The 13,278-nt window shown below is 66.2% G+C and carries 9 protein-coding genes; 1 reads left to right on the top strand and 8 read right to left on the bottom strand.

Features of this window, described 5'->3' with window-relative positions:
* Positions 1-63: 63 nt before the first annotated feature.
* Entirely contained in the window at positions 64-4,767 is a 4,704-nt protein-coding gene (locus JYG37_RS03935) for a glutamate synthase-related protein (RefSeq protein ID WP_050013142.1), read from the bottom strand.
* A 288-nt stretch (positions 4,768-5,055) separates the two neighbouring features.
* A complete protein-coding gene (locus JYG37_RS03930) occupies positions 5,056-5,769 on the bottom strand; it encodes a transposase (protein ID WP_027783329.1) in 714 nt (237 codons plus the stop codon).
* 193 nt (positions 5,770-5,962) lie between these two features.
* On the opposite strand from JYG37_RS03930, the gene JYG37_RS03925 reads away from it, so the two are divergent.
* Positions 5,963-6,694 carry an OmpW/AlkL family protein gene (locus JYG37_RS03925; RefSeq protein ID WP_050013143.1) on the top strand — a complete coding sequence of 244 codons (732 nt, stop codon included), beginning with the start codon at positions 5,963-5,965 and terminating at the stop codon, positions 6,692-6,694.
* 187 nt (positions 6,695-6,881) lie between these two features.
* On the opposite strand, the gene ugpQ is transcribed toward JYG37_RS03925, so the two are convergent.
* The 6 genes from ugpQ to JYG37_RS03895 all read right to left on the bottom strand — a co-directional run bounded on the left by ugpQ (position 6,882) and on the right by JYG37_RS03895 (position 13,253).
* On the bottom strand, positions 6,882-7,652 hold the full coding sequence (ugpQ, locus tag JYG37_RS03920) for a glycerophosphodiester phosphodiesterase (RefSeq protein ID WP_050013144.1): 771 nt from the start codon (positions 7,650-7,652) through the stop codon (positions 6,882-6,884).
* A 28-nt stretch (positions 7,653-7,680) separates the two neighbouring features.
* Positions 7,681-8,766, bottom strand: a complete 1,086-nt coding sequence (locus tag JYG37_RS03915) for a sn-glycerol-3-phosphate import ATP-binding protein UgpC (RefSeq protein ID WP_089488079.1) — start codon at positions 8,764-8,766, stop codon at positions 7,681-7,683.
* 32 nt (positions 8,767-8,798) lie between these two features.
* Complete coding sequence (gene ugpE / locus JYG37_RS03910; RefSeq protein WP_089488078.1) at positions 8,799-9,644, bottom strand: sn-glycerol-3-phosphate ABC transporter permease UgpE; 846 nt, start codon at positions 9,642-9,644, stop codon at positions 8,799-8,801.
* Positions 9,641-10,525, bottom strand: a complete 885-nt coding sequence (gene ugpA, locus JYG37_RS03905; RefSeq protein WP_027783324.1) for a sn-glycerol-3-phosphate ABC transporter permease UgpA — start codon at positions 10,523-10,525, stop codon at positions 9,641-9,643. Before ugpA ends, ugpE begins: the two co-directional genes overlap by 4 nt.
* A gap of 96 nt (positions 10,526-10,621) precedes the next feature.
* Positions 10,622-11,956 (bottom strand): sn-glycerol-3-phosphate ABC transporter substrate-binding protein UgpB, encoded by a 1,335-nt coding sequence (ugpB, locus tag JYG37_RS03900; protein ID WP_050013147.1) that lies wholly within the window; start codon positions 11,954-11,956, stop codon positions 10,622-10,624.
* 88 nt (positions 11,957-12,044) lie between these two features.
* The gene (locus JYG37_RS03895; protein WP_050013148.1) at positions 12,045-13,253 is read right to left on the bottom strand and encodes a deoxyguanosinetriphosphate triphosphohydrolase; all 1,209 of its coding nucleotides are present in this window, start codon (positions 13,251-13,253) and stop codon (positions 12,045-12,047) included.
* Positions 13,254-13,278: the final 25 nt, after the last annotated feature.

Below are 13,278 nucleotides of genomic sequence, written 5' to 3'. Positions count from 1 at the left end.
ATCGGGTGGGGGAGCCGCGCGCGGCCGTCAGGCGCGCGCGGCATTCGCTATGTCGTTCGTCGCTCAGGCGGCCAGCACTTCCTTCGCCGCCTTCTTCGCACCGATCTCGCCCAGCGCGCGCTTGTATTCGTGCGGGAACACCTTCACGAACTGGCGGCGCGCCGCGTCCCAGTTTTCCAGCAGCGACTTCGCGCGCGGCGAACCCGTGAACTGGAAATGACGCTCGACGAGCCCCTTGAGCAGCGCTTCGTCCGTCGTGCCTTCGTGCCAGAGCGCGCGGTCGACCGTGCGCTCCTGTTCGGCCTGCTGCAGCACCGGCTCGAGCGCGACCATCGACTTGTTGCACTTGGCCGCGAACGTGCCTTCCGGATCGTAGATGTACGCGAGACCGCCCGACATGCCGGCCGCGAAGTTGCGCCCGGTCTCGCCAAGCACGACGACCGTGCCGCCCGTCATGTATTCGCAGCCGTGGTCGCCCGTGCCTTCGACGACCGCCGTCGCGCCCGAGTTGCGCACGCAGAAGCGCTCGCCGGCCACGCCGCGGAAGAAGGCTTCGCCTTCGATCGCGCCGTACATCACCGTGTTGCCGCAGATGATGTTTTCCTCGGACTTGCCGCGGAAGTCGTTGGTCGGGCGGATGATGATCCGGCCGCCCGACAGGCCCTTGCCGACGTAGTCGTTGCCGTCGCCGACGAGGTCGAGCGTCACGCCCTTCGCGAGGAACGCGCCGAAGCTCTGGCCGGCCGTGCCCTTCAGCTGGATGTGCACCGCGTCGTCGGCCAGGCCGTCGTGGCCGTGCTTCTTCGCAATCACGCCCGACAGCATCGCGCCGACCGTCCGGTTCACGTTGCGCACCGGCTGGATGAACGACACGTGCTCGCCGTTCTCGATCGCGGCCTTCGCCTTCTCGATCAGCACGTGGTCAAGCGCGCGCTCGAGGCCGTGATCCTGCACGTCGACGTGACGCGGCGCGACGTCCTCGCATTCTTCCGGCTGGTAGAACACGCGCGAGAAGTCAAGGCCCTTCGCCTTCCAGTGCTCGATGCCCTTGCGGGTGTCGAGCAGGTCGGCGCGGCCGATCAGGTCGTCGAACTTCGCGATGCCGAGCTGCGCCATGATCTCGCGCACTTCCTCGGCGACGAAGAAGAAGTAGTTCACGACGTGCTCGGGCTGGCCCTTGAACTTCGCGCGCAGCACCGGATCCTGCGTCGCGACGCCGACCGGGCATGTGTTCAGGTGGCACTTGCGCATCATGATGCAGCCTTCGACGACGAGCGGCGCCGTCGCGAAGCCGAATTCGTCCGCGCCGAGCAGCGCGCCGATCACGACGTCGCGGCCGGTCTTCATCTGGCCGTCGGCCTGCACGCGGATGCGGCCGCGCAGGCGGTTCAGCACCAGCGTCTGCTGCGTTTCGGCGAGGCCGAGCTCCCACGGCGTGCCCGCATGCTTGACCGACGACAGCGGCGACGCGCCCGTGCCGCCGTCATGGCCGGCGATCACGACGTGGTCGGCCTTCGCCTTCGCGACACCGGCCGCGACCGTGCCCACGCCCACTTCCGACACGAGCTTCACGGAGATGCTCGCGCTCGGGTTCACGTTCTTCAGGTCGTGGATCAGCTGCGCCAGATCCTCGATCGAGTAGATGTCGTGGTGCGGCGGCGGCGAGATCAGGCCGACGCCCGGCACCGAGTAACGCAGCTTGCCGATGTATTCCGACACCTTGTGGCCCGGCAGCTGGCCGCCTTCGCCCGGCTTCGCGCCCTGCGCCATCTTGATCTGGATCTGGTCGGCCGATGCGAGGTACTCGGCGGTGACGCCGAAACGGCCCGACGCGACCTGCTTGATCTTCGAGCGCAGCGAATCGCCGTCCTTCAGCGGAATGTCGCTGACGATCTCGTCGCCGATCACCGACTTCATCGTCTCGCCCGACTTGATCGGAATGCCGCGCAGTTCGTTGCGATAGCGCTTCTGGTCCTCGCCGCCTTCGCCGGTGTTCGACTTGCCGCCGATCCGGTTCATCGCGACCGCGAGCGTCGCGTGCGCTTCGGTGCTGATCGAGCCGAGCGACATCGCGCCGGTCGCGAAGCGCTTGACGATCTCCTTCGCCGGCTCGACGTCGTCGATCGGGATCGCCCTGGTCGGCTCGACCTTGAATTCGAACAGGCCGCGGAACGTCATGTGACGCTTGGTCTGGTCGTTGATCAGGTGCGCGTATTCCTTGTACGTCTGGTACGAGTTGCTGCGCGTCGCGTGCTGCAGCTTCGCGATCGAATCCGGCGTCCACATGTGGTCTTCGCCGCGCACGCGGTACGCGTACTCGCCGCCCGCGTCGAGCATGTCGCGCAGGACCGGGCTGTCGCCGAACGCATCGCGGTGCAGGCGGATCGCCTCTTCCGCGACTTCGAACAGGCCGATGCCGCCGACCTTCGACGCCGTGCCCTTGAAGTACTTCTCGACGAGGTCGCTCGACAGGCCGAGCGCTTCGAAGATCTGCGCGCCCGTGTACGACATGTACGTCGAGATGCCCATCTTCGACATCACCTTCTGCAGGCCCTTGCCGACCGCCTTCGTGAAGTTGTAGACGGCCTTCTCCGGCGACAGGTCGCCCGGCAGGCCTTCGGCCATCTTCGCGAGTGTTTCCATCGCGAGGTACGGGTGCACGGCTTCCGCGCCGTAGCCCGCGAGCAGCGCGAAGTGGTGCGTTTCACGCGCGGAGCCCGTCTCGACGACGAGGCCCGTGCTCGTGCGCAGCCCTTGCTGGACGAGGTGCGTGTGGATCGCCGACGTGGCGAGCAGCGCGGGAATCGCGACGTGCTCGGCGTCCGTCTTGCGGTCCGACACGATCAGCATGTTGTAGCCCGACTTCACCGCGTCGACGGCTTCCGCGCACAGCGACGCGAGGCGCGCCTCGATGCCTTCCTTGCCCCAGGCGACCGGATAGCAGATGTTGAGCTCGTACGCGCTGAACTTGCCGCCCGTGTACTGGTCGATCGCGCGGATCTTCGCGATGTCCTTGAAGTCGAGCACCGGCTGCGACACTTCGAGACGCATCGGCGGGTTGATGTTGTTCGTGTCGAGCAGGTTCGGCTTCGGGCCGATGAACGACACGAGCGACATCACCATGTTCTCGCGGATCGGGTCGATCGGCGGGTTCGTGACCTGCGCGAACAGCTGCTTGAAGTAGTGATAGAGCGTCTTGTTCTTGTTCGACATCACCGCGAGCGGCGAGTCGTTGCCCATCGAACCGACGGCTTCCTCGCCCTGCTGCGCCATCGGCGCCATCAGGAACTTCAGGTCTTCCTGCGTATAGCCGAACGCCTGCTGGCGGTCGAGCAGCGCGGCGCCCTGCGTGCGGCCCGCCGCGACTTCCTCGGCCTTCGGCTCGATCTCGTCGAGCTTGATGCGCACCGCGTCGATCCAGCTCTTGTACGGCTTCGCGTTCGCGAGGTTGTCCTTCAATTCCTTGTCGTCGATGATGCGGCCGTGTTCCATGTCGATCAGGAACATCTTGCCCGGCTGCAGGCGCCACTTCTTGACGATCTTCGATTCGGGGATCGGCAGCGTGCCGGCCTCCGACGCCATGATGACGAGGTCGTCGTCGGTCACGATGTAGCGCGCCGGGCGCAGGCCGTTACGGTCGAGCGTCGCGCCGATCTGGCGGCCGTCGGTGAACGCGATCGCGGCCGGGCCGTCCCACGGCTCCATCATCGCGGCGTGATATTCGTAGAACGCGCGGCGGTTCTCGTCCATCAGCGTGTGCTGTTCCCACGCTTCCGGGATCATCATCATCACCGCGTGCACGAGCGGGTAGCCGGCCATCACCAGCAGTTCGAGACAGTTGTCGAACGATGCGGTATCCGACTGGCCCGGGTAGATCAGCGGCCACAGCTTCGGCAGATCGTCGGCGAGCACGTGCGACGCGATCGCGCCGGTACGCGCGTTCAGCCAGTTCACGTTGCCCTTCACGGTGTTGATCTCGCCGTTGTGCGCGATCATCCGGTACGGGTGAGCCAGCTCCCACGCCGGGAACGTGTTGGTCGAGAAGCGCTGGTGCACGAGCGCGAGCGCCGACACGACGCGCGGGTCCTGCAGGTCGCGGTAGTACACGCCGACCTGGCCGGCCAGCAGCAGCCCCTTGTAGACGACCGTGCGCGCCGACATCGACGGCACGAAGTATTCCTTGCCGTGCTTGAGCTTCAGCGCCTGGATGCGGTGGCTCGCCGTCTTGCGGATCACGTACAGCTTCCGCTCGAGCGCGTCCGTCACCATGATGTCCTTGCCGCGGCCGATGAAGATCTGGCGGATCAGCGGCTCGCTCGCCTTCACCGTCGGCGAGATCGGCATCGCATGGTCGACCGGCACGTCGCGCCAGCCGAGCACGACCTGGCCTTCGGCCTTCACCGTACGCTCGAGCTCCTGCTCGCACGCGAGACGCGATGCGTTTTCCTTCGGCAGGAAGATCATCCCCACCCCGTATTCGCCGGCCGGCGGCAGGTCCACGCCCTGCTTCGCCATTTCCTCGCGATAGAACGCGTCCGGAATCTGGATCAGGATGCCCGCGCCGTCGCCCATCAGCGGATCGGCGCCGACCGCGCCGCGGTGATCGAGGTTCTCGAGGATCTTCAGACCCTGCTGAATGATCTCGTGACTCTTCTTGCCCTTGATGTGAGCGACGAAGCCGACGCCGCAGGCGTCGTGTTCGTTTTGCGGGTCGTACAGACCTTGTGCGGCGGGCACCGCGGCGAGCGGCTGCTGGTGGTCGTTCATGGGGACACCGTCGTAAAGGGGGCCTGGAGGCCGTTGAACCGTTTTCTTGTTGCCATCGATCCCGCTCCCGGCGGGAGACGGCGCGGCCGACGGTGGTTGGGCAGGCTTCGCCCGGGCCACCGGAATTCGGAATATACGCGACGAATCAAGGGAATAGCAACAAAAACCGATTGATCGAACCCCAATTAAATGAGTGCTTTGATGTGGTGCCTTTTTATTAGGGGCGTATCGATTTGGTGCAAAAAGAAGCGGCGCTCGCTGCGCCGCTTCCAGCCTGCCTTTCCGGGGTTACTGCTGGATCGGCGGCGTGTTCTCGCGCACCTTTCTGGGGCGTCCGCGCGGCAACGGCGACACACGCCGGTTCGCGGTGCGCGCCGCCCACTCGCGGTAATTCTCGCCGCCGAGCACCCAGCCCTTCAGCGTCGCCTGCTGCAGCTGGTCGGCCTGCCGCTCGTCGAGCGGCTGCTCGCACAGCTCCTTGTACGCGCGCTGGCGGTCGAACGGCGTGTTGCCGAGCGCCCAGTAGAGCGGATGGTCGGTGATCAGGCTGTCGACGGTGAGCCCGACGTGATGCCGGTAGCTCGACCAGCGATAGGCCTCGGGCGTCGCGACGAGCTGCGAGCGCACCGGGCTCATCTCGACCACGCGGCTCGCGAGCAGGAAATAGCGCTCGCCTTCGATCACCGTCGCCCGATAGCGGCCTTCCCACAGGGTGCCGCGCCGCGAATAGCGCCGGTTGAAATGCGCGACGTAGCGACGGCCGACGGCCTGCATCGCCTTCGGCAGGCTGGCCTCGTCGCTCGGCGTCACGAGCAGTTGCACCTGGCGCGGCAGCAGCACGTAGGCATGCACCGACAGGTGGTGATCGCGTGCGGCGGCCTTCAGGCAATCGATGAAGAGTTCGTAGTCCTGGTCGTCGACGAACGCGGGTTGCTGATCCAGGCCGCGCAGTATCACGTGCTGCGGCTGGTCGGGAACGTAGAGTCGTGCTAACCGTGCCATGCTGAATGTCCGTTTGAACGCGTTAGGAAATACCCGGAGGTCCGAAATTGCGCACCTGCGTGGAATGCCTGCCCCAGCGGCGCGCGTAAGCGTACGGTCGTGCGAATCCTAGGGAGAAAACTCTAACTTACGAGCTTGTTTGGTTTTAAACGCAGTCGTCATAATGAGCACGCCTTTGATCGGAGGAGACACAATGAAACGAAAACTGGCCATTACGGGGGCCGCAGCGCTCGCATTCGCATTCGCGGGCGGTACGGCACACGCACAATCCGCAGGTGATTTCTACGTCAGCACCGGCTGGCTGCACCTTTCGCCGCAGGACAGCAGCGACCCGCTGTTCGTCTACCGCGTGGGCGGCACGCCCATCAACCAATCCATTCCCAACACCGGCGCCGGCATCAACGACGCCGACACGCTGGGCCTCGCGGCGGGCTACTTCGTCACCGACCATATCTCCACCGAGCTCGTGATGGGGATACCGCCGAAGTTCGACATTACCGGCAAGGGTCAGTTCGAAAGATTCGGCGTACTCGGCCGTGCGTACCAGTGGAGCCCCGCCGTGTTGCTGCGCTACCACTTCAACGACGCCAATGCGAAGTTCCGTCCGTATGTCGGCGTCGGCGCGACGTACGTCTGGTTCACCGGCGCGAAGATCACGAACAGCAGCTTCGAGAACGGCGTGCTCGGCGGCCCGACCAGCGCGACGACCAGCAACCAGTGGGCGCCCGTCTTCAACGCCGGCTTCACGTACAACTTCACCAAACACTGGTTCGCGGGGCTGTCGCTCTCGTACATCCCGGTCAAGGTGACCGCGACCTTCACGACGGCCCGCCGGACGCCGGTCGGTACCCTGACCGAAACGTCGAAGGCGAAGATCTCGCTGAACCCGATCGTCACGTACCTGAACGTCGGCTACCGCTTCTAAGCGTAGTCGAATATTTGGGGAATGGTTAATCCTGCTGCAATTTGTAGCGGATTTTTCCTGACGTAACGTCGCCACGATGCAAAACGCCCCGGCGGGAATCCCGTCGGGGCGTCGTTTTTTCGCGTCAGGCACGTTCCGCGCAACGGTTTCGCCAGCGCCGCCGCAGCGCAAGCCGTGGCTGCGGCCATCAGACGGCGTCGATGTCGTCCAGCGCGTCGGGCGCAATCAGGTCGATGCGGTCCGTGCAGATGGCATCGACGCCCCAACGCGCGAGTTCGCGCGCCCGTTCGAGGTCGTTCACCGTGTAAACCAGGATGCGCAGCCCGGCGGCCTTGATCGCGCGCACGAGCGGTTCGTCGAGCCGACTGTGGTCTACATGCAACGATACGCAGCCGAGCGCATCGATCACCTGCGCCTGCCAGTCGTCCGGCACGACTTCGTAGAGCATCCCGCGCGGCAGGCCCGGCACGGTCGCGCGCGCCTGCTGCAATGCGTCGAACGAGAATGACGACAGCAGCGGCGCCACCGCGGCATCGCGCCAGTACGCGGCCGCGTCGGCCGCCACACGCTGCCCGGTTTCGCGTTCGCGCCCCGGGCACGGCTTGATCTCGACGTTCGCGGCCAGCCCGTGCGCGATGCAGCGCGCCGCGGCCGCCTCCAGCGTCGGCATCCGTTCGCCCGCGAAGCGCGCGTCGAGCCACGCGCCCGCGTCGAGCGCGGCCAGCGCCGCATAACGCATGCCCGCCGCCGCACCCTGCCCATTCGACGTGCGATCGACCGTGTCGTCGTGCAGCAGGAACGTCACGTCGTCGGCCGACAGCTTCGCATCGAACTCGACCATCCGGTGGCCGCGGCGCGCACCCTCGTCGAGTGCGGCGAGCGTGTTCTCCGGCGCGAGCGTGCCGCCGCCGCGATGGGCGACGACGCGCGGATAGGGCCAGTCGGTACGGGATGTCATCGTCGGTCTCTCGGCAGGTGCAGCAGGTTCAGCCGGCACGCTTGCCGGTCTCGGGATCGAAGAAATGCAGCCGGTGCGCAGGCAGCGCAGCCGCGAGCGCCGTGCCGCGCGCGGGACGATCCGCGTGCGGCAGGCGCACCGCGACATCGTGATTGCCCCAGCGGCCGTGCGCGAGATTGTCCGCGCCGAGCAGTTCGCACGAGTCGACCGGCAGCGTCGCCTGCGCGACGCCCGGCTGCGGCGTCATGTGTTCGGGACGCACGCCGAGCACCCAGTCGCGCCCGGTGGCGATCTCCGTGCCGATGCCGGGCGCGCCGGCGACCGGCAGCGCGGGGCCGCCGCCCGCAACCGTAAACGTCGCGCCGTCGTCCGACAGCCGGCCGTGCATCAGGTTCATCGCCGGCGAGCCGATGAAGCCCGCGACGAACACCGTCGCCGGCTTCTCGTACACGTCGACCGGCGCGCCGATCTGCTCCGCGTAGCCGCGGTTCATCACGATCACCCGCTGCGCGAGCGTCATCGCCTCGATCTGGTCGTGCGTCACGTACACGCTCGTCGTCGCGAGCCGCGCATGCAGCCGCTGGATCTCGAGCCGCATCTGCACGCGCAGCTTCGCGTCGAGGTTCGACAACGGCTCGTCGAACAGGAATACCGACGGCTCGCGCACGATCGCGCGCCCCATCGCGACACGCTGCCGCTGCCCGCCCGACAGTTCGCGCGGCCGCCGCGCGAGCAGCGGCTCGAGCTCGAGGATCTTCGCGGCCGCGGCCACCCGCGCATCGATCGTCGCGCGCTCGATCCCGCGAATCTTCAGCCCGTAGCCCATGTTCTGCGCGACCGTCATGTGCGGGTACAGCGCATAGTTCTGGAACACCATCGCGATGTCGCGGTCCTTCGGCTCCAGCGTGTTGACGACCCGGTCGCCGATCGCGATCTCGCCGTCCGTCACGCTCTCGAGCCCCGCGATCATCCGCAGCAACGTCGACTTGCCGCAGCCCGACGGGCCGACCAACACGATGAATTCACCGTCGGAGATCTCCACGTCGATGCCATGCAGCACGTGCTGCTTGCCGTCGTAGGATTTCCTGACGCCCTTCAAGCTCAGCGCAGCCATACCTGGTCCTTCTCCCGGTTACCGTCGGTCATTCATTTCTCGGAATCGACGAGGCCGCGCACGAACCAGCGCTGCATCGCCAGCACGACGACGAGCGGCGGGATCATCGCCAGCAGCGTCGCCGCCATCACGTATTGCCATTCGGTCGCGGCGTCGCCGCTCGCGATCATCGTCTTGATGCCCACCACCGCAGTCGACAGCGACGCTTCCGTCGTGATCAGGATCGGCCACAGATACTGGTTCCAGCCGTAGATGAACGTGATCACGAACAGCGCGGCGATGCTCGTCTTCGACAGCGGCAGCACGACGTCCCAGAAGAAGCGCAGCGGCCCCGCGCCGTCGATGCGCGCCGCGTCCATCAGCTCGTCGGGCAGCGTCATGAAGAACTGGCGGAACAGGAACGTCGCGGTCGCCGATGCGATCAGCGGCAGCGAGAGCCCCGCGTAGGTGTTCGTCAGGTGCAGCGTCGACACGACCTGCACGGTCGGAAAGATCCGCACTTCCACCGGCAGCATCAGCGTGACGAAGATCAGCCAGAACGCCGTATTGCGGAACGGGAAGCGGAAATAGACGATCGCGTACGCGGACAGGATCGACACCGCGATCTTGCCGACCGCGATCCCGAGCGCCATCGCGAAGCTGTTCACGAGCAGCCGGCCGAACGGCGCCGTCGCGCCGCCGCTGCCGTGCCCCCAGATGTACGCGACGTTCTCGAACAGGTGCGTGCTCGGCACGAGCGACAGCGGCACCGCGAACACTTCCTGCGCGTTCATCGTCGCCGCGCAGAACGCGACGTAGACGGGAAACACGATCAGCACGACACCCGCGATCAGCACCGCGTGGCAGAACAGGTCGAAGCCCTTGCGATTTTCGATCATGCGTATTGGACCCTGCGCTCGACGAAGCGGAACTGGATCACCGTGAGCCCCACGACGATGATCATCAGCACGACCGACTGCGCGCCCGAACTGCCGATGTCGAGCCCCTGGAAGCCCTCCGCGAAGATCTTGTAGATCAGCGTCTTGGTGCTCTGCGCCGGGCCGCCGCCGGTGGCCGCGTCGATCACCGGGAACGTGTCGAAGAACGCGTAGACGAGGTTCACGACCAGCAGGAAGAAACTCGTCGGCGACAGCAGCGGCAGCACGATGTTGAAGAAGCGCCGCACCGGCCCCGCGCCGTCGATCGCGGCCGCCTCGATCAGCGAGCGCGGAATCGCCTGCAGCCCCGCGTAGAAGAACAGGAAGTTGTAGCTCACCTGCTTCCACACCGACGCCAGCACGACGAGGAACATCGCCTGGCCGCCGTTCAGCGCGTGGTTCCACACGATGCCGCCCTTCGCGAGCGCATACGTGATCAGCCCGATGCTCGGGTTGAACAGGAACGCCCACAGCACGGCCGCGATCGTCGGCGCGACCGCGTACGGCCAGATCAGCAGCGTGCGGTACACGCGCGCGCCGCGGATCACGCGGTCGGCGCATGCGGCCAGCAACAGCGACACGACGAGCCCGCTCACGGTGACGAGCGAACTGAACACAAGCGTCGTGCGGAACGAATCGAGATACAGCGGATCGGCGAACAGGTGCGTGAAATTCGCGAAGCCGACGAATTCGCTCGACGTGCCGAACGCGTCCTGCATCTGCGTGGACTGCCACAGCGCGACGCCGGCCGGCCACAGGAAGAACACGGCGGTGATCGCGAGCTGCGGCGCGATCAGCAGGTACGGCACCGGGCTCGTACCGAAACGGGAACGGGATTGCATCGCGGATATCCGGTCAGGCGAAACGGAAGGGAAACCGCGCCGCCGGACGGCACGCGCTCGCGCGCGGCGCCGCCGGCGGCACGACGCGATGCGTGCTCAGCCGCCCGACTTCTCGAAGCGGCGCAGCAGTTCGTCGCCGCGCGACGCGGCCGAATCGAGCGCGTCCTTCGGCGACTTCTTCTGCGCCCAGACCTGTTCGAACTCCTCGTCGACGACCGTGCGGATCTGCGGCATGTTGCCCAGCCGCAGCCCCTTCGTGTACGGCAGCGGCGGCTTGTTCAGCATCTGCTTGATCGCGGTTTCGGCGCTCGGGTTCTTCGCGTAGAAGCCCTGCTGACGCGTCAGGTCGTACGCGGCGGTCGTGACCGGCAGGTAGCCCGTGTCCTGGTGCCACTTCGCGGCGACCGCGGGCGACGCCAAGTAAGAGAGGAATTTCGCGACGCCCTTGTAGGTCGCCGGATCCTTGCCGGCCAGCACCCACAGGCTCGCGCCGCCGATGATCGCGTTCTGCGGCGCGCCCTTCACGTTCGCGTCGTACGGCATCATGCCCGTGCCGTAGCTGAACTTCGCGAACTTCTGCACGTTCGCGAGCGCGCCCGACGACGTCGTCAGGATCCCGCAGTCGCCGCTGTAGAACTTCGCCGACGCTTCATCCTTGCGGCCCGCGTACGTGAACGTGCCGTCCTTCGCCATCTGCTGCAGGAAGGCGACATGTTCGATCTGCTGCGGCTTGTTGAACTCGAGCACGGCGTCGGTGCCGTCGAAGCCGTTGTTGCGGCTCGCGAACGGCAGCCCGTGCCATGCGCTGTAGTTTTCGAGCTGGATCCAGCCCTGCCAGCCGGTCGTGAAGCCGCACGCCATCCCCGACTTGCGCAGCTTCTCGGCATCGGCCTTCACGTCGGCCCACGTCTTCGGCGGCTGGTTCGGATCGAGGCCGGCCTTCTTGAACGCGTCCTTGTTGTAGTACAGCACCGGCGTCGAGCTGTTGAACGGCATCGACACGAGGTGGCCCGTCTTCGCGTCGCTGTAGTAGCTCGCGATGGTCGGCACGAACGCCTTCTCGTCGAGCGTCACGCCGGCCTGCTTGAACACGTCGTAGACGGGCACGACTGCCTTCTTCGCCTGCATCATCGTCGCCGTGCCGACTTCATAGACCTGCAGGATCGCCGGCGCGTTGCCGCTGCGATAGGCCGCGATGCCGGCCGCGAGCGCCTGGTCGTAGGTGCCCTTGAAGACCGGCACGATCTTGTAGTCGCTTTGCGACGCGTTGAACTGGTCGGCGATCGCGTTGACCCGCTCGCCGAGCGCGGCCTCCATCGCATGCCAGAACTGAATTTCCGTCGCGGCGAGCGCCACGTGCTGCACCCCGAACAACAGCGCGCCGCCGAGCGCGATCGAACGAACCAGTGTCCCCGCAGGCTTCTTCTTCATCGACCTCTCCTATGAAAACGTTACCAACAGCGTGTGCAACCTTCCCGTCGCCATTGAACCGGCGAAGTCTAGTGATCGTTTGTGACAGTCAGTTGTCGCTGATGACGAACAGGCGCTGATATTCCTTCAGCGCGAAGCGGTCGGTCATGCCGGCGATGTAGTGCGCGACGAGACGCGGCTGCTGCGCCGCGTCGTCGGACTGGTACGGCGGCGGCAGCAGGCGCGGATCGTCGATGAACGCGTCGAACAGCCCCGTGACGACGCGTTGCGCCTTGCTCGCCATGCGCATCACCTTGTAGTGGCGATACAGGTTCTTGAAGAGGAAGCGCTTGAGGGCCGCTGCCTGCGCGGCGACCTCGGGGCTGTGCGACACGAGCGGCGGCGCGTCGCGCACGTCGTCGAGCGACGCGGGCGCGACGCGCACGAGATTGCGCGTGGTTTCGTCGATCAGGTCGACGATCAGCGTGTTGATGATGCGGCGCACCGTCTCGTGCACGAGACGGCGGCCTTCGAGGTGCGGGAATTCGGCGAGCGCCGCGTCGTAGTGACGCTGCCACAGCTCGACTTCCGCGAGCTGCTCGATCGTGATCAGGCCGGAACGCAGGCCGTCGTCGACGTCGTGGTTGTTGTAGGCGATTTCGTCGGCGATGTTCGCGAGCTGCGCCTCGAGCGACGGCTGGCGGCCCTGCAGGAAGCGCTCGCCGAGCGCGCCGAGCTTGCGTGCATTCTCGCGCGAGCAGTGTTTCAGGATGCCTTCGCGCGTCTCGAAGCACAGGTTCAACCCGTTGAACGCGCCGTAGTGCTCCTCGAGCTCGTCGACCACCGCAAGGCTCTGCAGGTTGTGCTCGAAGCCGCCGTGCTCGCGCATGCACGCATTCAGCGCGTCCTGCCCGGCATGGCCGAACGGCGTATGGCCGAGATCGTGCGCGAGCGAGATCGCTTCGACGAGATCCTCGTTCAGCCGCAGGTTGCGCGCGACCGAGCGCGCGATCTGCGCGACTTCGAGGCTGTGCGTGAGGCGCGTGCGGAACAGGTCGCCTTCGTGATTGACGAAGACCTGCGTCTTGTATTCGAGCCGGCGAAACGCGGTCGAATGGACGATGCGGTCGCGATCGCGCTGGAATTCGGTGCGCGCCGCCGGCGGGGTTTCCGGATGGCGGCGGCCGCGTGACTGCGACGCGTGCGCGGCATACGGAGCGAGATGGGCTTCCAGCGCCGCCAGCGTCGGCGGCTCGGCCACCGGCGCAGCGGATGCGCGGCTGGCTTCGGGCAATGTGCTGCTGGATGTCTCGCTCACGTCTCCTCCATGTCAGGCGCGCCGG

Origin of the sequence: Burkholderia sp. LAS2 (assembly GCF_018417615.1) — a bacterium.
GTDB classification, from domain to species: Bacteria; Pseudomonadota; Gammaproteobacteria; order Burkholderiales; family Burkholderiaceae; genus Burkholderia; species Burkholderia sola.
Note: the sequence above shows the minus strand (reverse complement) of the source record. Positions and strands in the feature narration are given on the sequence as shown.

Coding starts and splice junctions, on each gene's coding strand:
- JYG37_RS03935 (WP_050013142.1), bottom strand. CDS start 4,767: ATGAACGACCACCAGCAGCCGCTCGCCGCGGTGCCCGCCGCACAAGGT.
- JYG37_RS03930 (WP_027783329.1), bottom strand. CDS start 5,769: ATGGCACGGTTAGCACGACTCTACGTTCCCGACCAGCCGCAGCACGTG.
- JYG37_RS03925 (WP_050013143.1), top strand. CDS start 5,963: ATGAAACGAAAACTGGCCATTACGGGGGCCGCAGCGCTCGCATTCGCA.
- ugpQ (WP_050013144.1), bottom strand. CDS start 7,652: ATGACATCCCGTACCGACTGGCCCTATCCGCGCGTCGTCGCCCATCGC.
- JYG37_RS03915 (WP_089488079.1), bottom strand. CDS start 8,766: ATGGCTGCGCTGAGCTTGAAGGGCGTCAGGAAATCCTACGACGGCAAG.
- ugpE (WP_089488078.1), bottom strand. CDS start 9,644: ATGATCGAAAATCGCAAGGGCTTCGACCTGTTCTGCCACGCGGTGCTG.
- ugpA (WP_027783324.1), bottom strand. CDS start 10,525: ATGCAATCCCGTTCCCGTTTCGGTACGAGCCCGGTGCCGTACCTGCTG.
- ugpB (WP_050013147.1), bottom strand. CDS start 11,956: ATGAAGAAGAAGCCTGCGGGGACACTGGTTCGTTCGATCGCGCTCGGC.